The sequence below is a fragment of the Frankia sp. ACN1ag genome (assembly GCF_001414035.1).
GTDB lineage: Bacteria > Actinomycetota > Actinomycetes > Frankiales > Frankiaceae > Frankia > Frankia torreyi.
Genome location: NZ_LJPA01000074.1, coordinates 1 through 4,555 on the forward strand (window position 1 = coordinate 1; position 4,555 = coordinate 4,555).

The following is a 4,555-nucleotide window of genomic DNA, read 5'->3' on the forward strand; positions in this document are numbered from 1 at the left end:
CATCTCTACCTGACGAGTCAGACATCAATACCGGAGGCGGCGTAAAGCTGATATAGTCCAACTATCGCGTGTCCGTGAAACGGGCAGCACCTCACGGGGTGTGGCGGGCGACCATCACGGACAGCGGGCATCACTACCTGGAGCACGGAGATTTCCCGCCGCCTGGCCAGACACCTGCCCCTCGTCCACCACGGCCCGAGCCCGCCGAGACGAAACCGGCTCCCAAGCCGCAGGCCAAGGCCCGGCCGTCAGTGCGGAAGCCGCCAAAGCAGTCGGTGACCGAGCAGCTGGTGGCAGCAGTAATCGCGGCCGGCGGCGTCTTGACCATCGACCGCCAGGAGGACAAGACCGACTACGAGGCCCGGGTCAAGGCGGCGAACCGCCTGAACAAGGTGCCTGCAGGCAAGCAGCTCGTCCACAGGCGGACTGGCCCGTCGTGGCGCACGTGGGAGATCTGGCTTGAGGACCTTCCTGCCTGGCGGACGGCCGTGTTGGAGCCGATCCACGCGCCGGCCACGCTGCACAAACCGCATCCAGTAGTAGTGACGCTCCGCGACGGCGAAAAGATCAAAAGGATCAAGGGGGTGGGGACGCGGCAGCGCGCCCTACGGCTGCTCCAAGCCCTGGCTGCCGAAGCGACCAAGCGTGGGTATCACGTCCGGGTCGCCAGGAACGCCAGTCCCACCTACAGCCGGCGTGGGGAGAAGGAGCCGGAGGCCGACCTCACCGTCACGAAGGACGGCCAGGACGTGGGCCTGGCTATCCGCCAGGAAATCGAGCGCGCGAAGCACACGGCCACCGAAGCCGAAATGGCCCACTACGGCACGCCCCGGTTCCGGTGGCCGCCGAAGTACGACGAGACGCCGACGGAGCGGCTCGCCATCCATGTCCTGGGTCGCTTTCAGCACTGGCAGTCCGAATGGTCGGATCGGACGGGGCCGCTCGAAGAACGGCTGGCGCAGATTCTGCAAGAGATCGAACTGCGGGCCGAAGCCGCCGAAGCGGATCGGCTGGCGATCGAGGCCGCGGCCCGTGAGCGCCGCCGGCAGTGGGAGGCTGCCATGGCCAGGGCCAAGCTCGATCATCGGGAGGCGTTCCGGGCGAAGGTGCTGGAGCAGCAGATGGCCGCTTGGCGCCATGCGGGGCAGCTCCGCGAGTACATCGCGGCGATGGCGGAACGGATCGGCTCGATGGACGATGCCGAGGCGAAGGCCGCTACGGAATGGCTGGCCTGGGCCACCGAACACGTGGCACGGGTCGACCCGCTCGACAGCCGACTGGCGATGCCACCGGATCCGGAGCCGAAGCCAGAGGATCTGAAGCCGTTTCTTGGGAGGTGGAGTCCGTACGGACCGGAGACTGGTTACTACAGGTAGCTGTCCGGGGTGCCACCGGCAGACCACGCCGCCCCCGGCTGAAACGTCGATTTTCTCCTGAGATGCCGCTACTGTCCCCTGCGTGCGCGAAGTGACCTACGAGAGTCATGGGACACCGCTCGAGGAGTACCAGCTCACAAAAGCGGATCATCGGGGACAGCAAGGCAGCGAGGACGCCAAACGTTGGGCCGCGGAGATCATCGCGAAGAAGGAGGCCGAGGAAGCTGCCGATCCGGTCCTGAAAGCGGGGCGGGATGAGGTCGCCCGCCGCGCCCTGGCAATGATCGCCAGCTGGCGCACGCCCGACCACGAGCTCATGCGGTGGCGGGTACGCCTGTACTGCGGGCACATCGTCGAGACCCAGCGCCATGCCGAGAACGCGTGCCCGACGGCACATGGGTCATCCTCGATGAAGTGCCCGGAGTGCGGCAGGGATCCGTCGTACATCGTCGCGTTCGAGCCCCTTGGCTTGGTGGCCGAGCCCCCGAAGCCGCAGGCACCAGCCGCGCCGTCGGCTCCAAAGCGGCGGACGCGGGCGCAGCTGGAGCGGCGACTAGCAGAGCTCGAAGCGGAGGTCAGTGAGTTGCGGCAGCAGTCGGCGCCCTCAGATTCGAAAGATCGCTAGCCGCATACTCATCGGCCGTGTACTCGCACCCGAGGCGAAGGGCAGGTGACATGCAGCCACCAGTACTGGCCGTTGTCAGCGGCCCTCCAGGAGCCGGCAAGACCACCCTCGCCCGCAGAATCGCCGAGACGGTTGGCTGCCCCGCGGTCATCCGCGACGAGATCAAACAAGGGATGGTCCTGGCCGACCCCGGCTACCAGACCGGCGGCGACGACCCGCTCAACGTGCCTGCTCTGCACGCCTTCTTCGACGTGCTGGAAACCTTGGCTCAGGCCGGCGCCACCGTCGTGGCTGAGGCCGCGTTCCAGGACCGCCTCTGGACTCCCCACCTGGCGCCCCTGACCGCCCACGCCGACGTGCGGATCATCCGTTGCGCCGTCGATGCGGCCACCGCCCACCAGCGGATCATCGATCGTGCCGGGCTCGACCCCCACCGTGCCGCGCACGGCGACCAGGACCTGCTTGACGCCATTGCCGTGGGCCGCCGTTCCCTGGACGACTTCATCGACATCCGACTGGACGTCCCGCGGCTCACCGTCGACACCAGCGACGGCTATCACCCTGGCCTCGACACCATCATCGCCTTCCTCACCAGGCCCATCCCGTGACCTCTCGCCGAGCTGTCGGACAGCGGCAATGGCCGGCTAGAAGGAGCCGAGCTCGATGATCTCCTCGCCTTCGCCTGCCGAGGGTTCGAACCGGGCGCAGAAGTCGTTCAACGCCGACTCGGTGACTGTCAGGGCGTTCGCGTCCGCGCGCCGGTTCCGTGTCGCCAGGCGTCGAAGTAGCTCGGTGCGGGGGACGGGGAAGTACAGCAGCCGCCACCGGCCGCCTGCCCCCTCCACGAGCCTCTTCCACTCCTGCCGGGCGGAACGCAGCCACAGCCCGTGGTCCAGTACGACATCCCGACCGGCCGCGATCAGGCCGACCAGACTCTCGGGCACCTCGGTGACGACCGGGCCTTCCAGGGCGAGGTAGTCCCGCTCCGGGTAGTCCACGCCGTAGCGGCCATGCTGGGCATGGAGACGCTCGTCCACGGACAGCCGGACCACTCCGGCGGGCTCCAACCGCCTCGTCGCGTAGGTGGTCTTGCCGGACCCGGTGAGCCCTACCAGCAGGTAGACCACCGGCCGGTCGATCTCCCCGCCGGCGCCGGATGTCTGATCTGGCGCTGCTGCTTTCGCTGCCCGACTCCTCCCGCACGCCGACGGATCTGGACCCCGAGACCAGCCTTCCTGATCAGTCCACGGCGACGTTGTGGGCTCGTCCGGGGTCACCTTCATGTCGGGCCTCCGTAGACCCCAACCGTCCGCATCACGGGCGACGCTGACGAGCGCGGCCTCCGATCCTGCTCGCGAGCGCGAACGCATCGTCCTTCCACGCCTATTGCCCCAGGTCATGGGCTTGCGGTCGCCGAAGCGGAATTTTCTCATCTCGGGGAATGCGCGGCGGGGTGCTGTGCGGGATCGTCGTGGTGTCCGGTCGCCGGCACCCCCCGAGCCGGTGGCCGGACGTCCGGCCCGGCCTGGTTCCGTGCGCGGTCCACCTGCGTTGGAACCGGCTGTCTCTGGCCATCATCCCATCTTGTGATCATGTGGAGGTTGAGGCATGCGTCTGCCCGATCTGGTGTCCGTGGGTGGGGAGAACATCGCCCCGACGGGCGGGATCTTTAACCGGTACCTGCACCTGCGCGGGGAGCTCGGTCTGAGCCTCCCGCAGATCAATGCGCTGGCGGACGCCTGCCAGCGGTACACCGAGGCCGTTCTTGGTGTCTTCACGGAGATGACCGTGCTCGCCGGCCAGATCCATCGTGGTCTGCGGCGGGGTCGGCCGCTGACCGTCCAGGAACAGGACGCGGTGCGCACGGCGCTCGGCCGGCGGGGTGTTCTCGCCCGTCAGGCCGAGACCTTGTACGTGGAGGCTGTGACCGAGGGCGACGCGATCCTGACCGCGGACCAGCTCGCGCTCGCCGAGAAGCTGCTGGGCGAGGAACGCGACGCTGCGTGGGAGGCGTTCGAGCGGGCCCTCGGCCGCGCCGTGGGCGTGCCGGCACGGCTGTGAACGGGCGCCGATGATGACGTCCCCGACCCCGAAGGTCGATCCGGTCGCGTTGAACACCTCGGTTCCGCATCCGGCCCGGCTCTACGACGTCTATCTGGGCGGGAAGGACAACTTCCCGGCCGACCGGGCAGCGGCAGAGCAGATCAGCACCGTGTTCCCCGCGATCGGGACGATGGCCCGGGAGAACCGGGCGTTCATGACCCGGGCGGTGCGGTTCCTCGCGGCCGAGTGTGGCGTCCGGCAGTTCTTGGACGTGGGCACCGGCATCCCTACCTCGCCGAACCTGCACGAGACGGTCCAGGCCGTGGCACCCGAGGCGCGGGTGGTCTACACGGACAATGATCCAATCGTGCTGGCGCATGCCCGCGCCCTGCTCACCAGCACCCCGCAGGGTCGCGCTGAGGTGCTGCCCGTTTCACGGACACGCGATAGTTGGACTATATCAGCTTTACGCCGCCTCCGGTATTGATGTCTGACTCGTCAGGTAGAGATG

The 4,555-nt window shown here is 68.0% G+C and carries 5 protein-coding genes and 1 pseudogene; 5 read left to right on the top strand and 1 reads right to left on the bottom strand.

Translation table 11 applies throughout. The features are described 5' to 3' along the window. Nucleotides 1–275: 275 nt before the first annotated feature. The 3 genes from UK82_RS32305 (at nucleotide 276) to UK82_RS30395 (ending at nucleotide 2,609) form a co-directional block, all read left to right on the top strand. Nucleotides 276–1,376, top strand: coding sequence for a hypothetical protein (locus UK82_RS32305; protein WP_055410872.1), 1,101 nt, complete (start codon nucleotides 276–278; stop codon nucleotides 1,374–1,376). Between the two features lie 91 nt (nucleotides 1,377–1,467). Continuing rightward, on the top strand, nucleotides 1,468–2,001 hold the full coding sequence (locus UK82_RS30390) for a hypothetical protein (RefSeq protein WP_055410876.1): 534 nt from the start codon (nucleotides 1,468–1,470) through the stop codon (nucleotides 1,999–2,001). Nucleotides 2,002–2,051: 50 nt separating this feature from the next. Continuing rightward, the gene (locus UK82_RS30395) at nucleotides 2,052–2,609 is read left to right on the top strand and encodes an AAA family ATPase (protein WP_055410877.1); all 558 of its coding nucleotides are present in this window, start codon (nucleotides 2,052–2,054) and stop codon (nucleotides 2,607–2,609) included. Between the two features lie 36 nt (nucleotides 2,610–2,645). Here the strand turns inward: UK82_RS30395 and UK82_RS30400 are convergent, their stop codons facing one another. After that, nucleotides 2,646–3,128 (bottom strand): ATP-binding protein, encoded by a 483-nt coding sequence (locus UK82_RS30400; protein ID WP_055410879.1) that lies wholly within the window; start codon nucleotides 3,126–3,128, stop codon nucleotides 2,646–2,648. A 481-nt stretch (nucleotides 3,129–3,609) separates the two neighbouring features. Here UK82_RS30400 and UK82_RS30405 point away from each other — a divergent pair, with 481 nt between their 5' ends. Both UK82_RS30405 and UK82_RS30410 read left to right on the top strand, forming a co-directional pair. Next, nucleotides 3,610–4,062, top strand: a complete 453-nt coding sequence (locus UK82_RS30405; protein ID WP_055410881.1) for a hypothetical protein — start codon at nucleotides 3,610–3,612, stop codon at nucleotides 4,060–4,062. A 10-nt stretch (nucleotides 4,063–4,072) separates the two neighbouring features. Then, a pseudogene (locus UK82_RS30410) lies at nucleotides 4,073–4,471 on the top strand (SAM-dependent methyltransferase); the annotation flags it as partial. Between the last annotated feature and the right edge of the window lie 84 nt (nucleotides 4,472–4,555).

Bases quoted from the DNA above. Each gene is read 5' to 3' on its own strand.
- UK82_RS30395 (WP_055410877.1), top strand. From the start codon at position 2,052: ATGCAGCCACCAGTACTGGCCGTTGTCAGCGGCCCTCCAGGAGCCGGC.
- UK82_RS30405 (WP_055410881.1), top strand. From the start codon at position 3,610: ATGCGTCTGCCCGATCTGGTGTCCGTGGGTGGGGAGAACATCGCCCCG.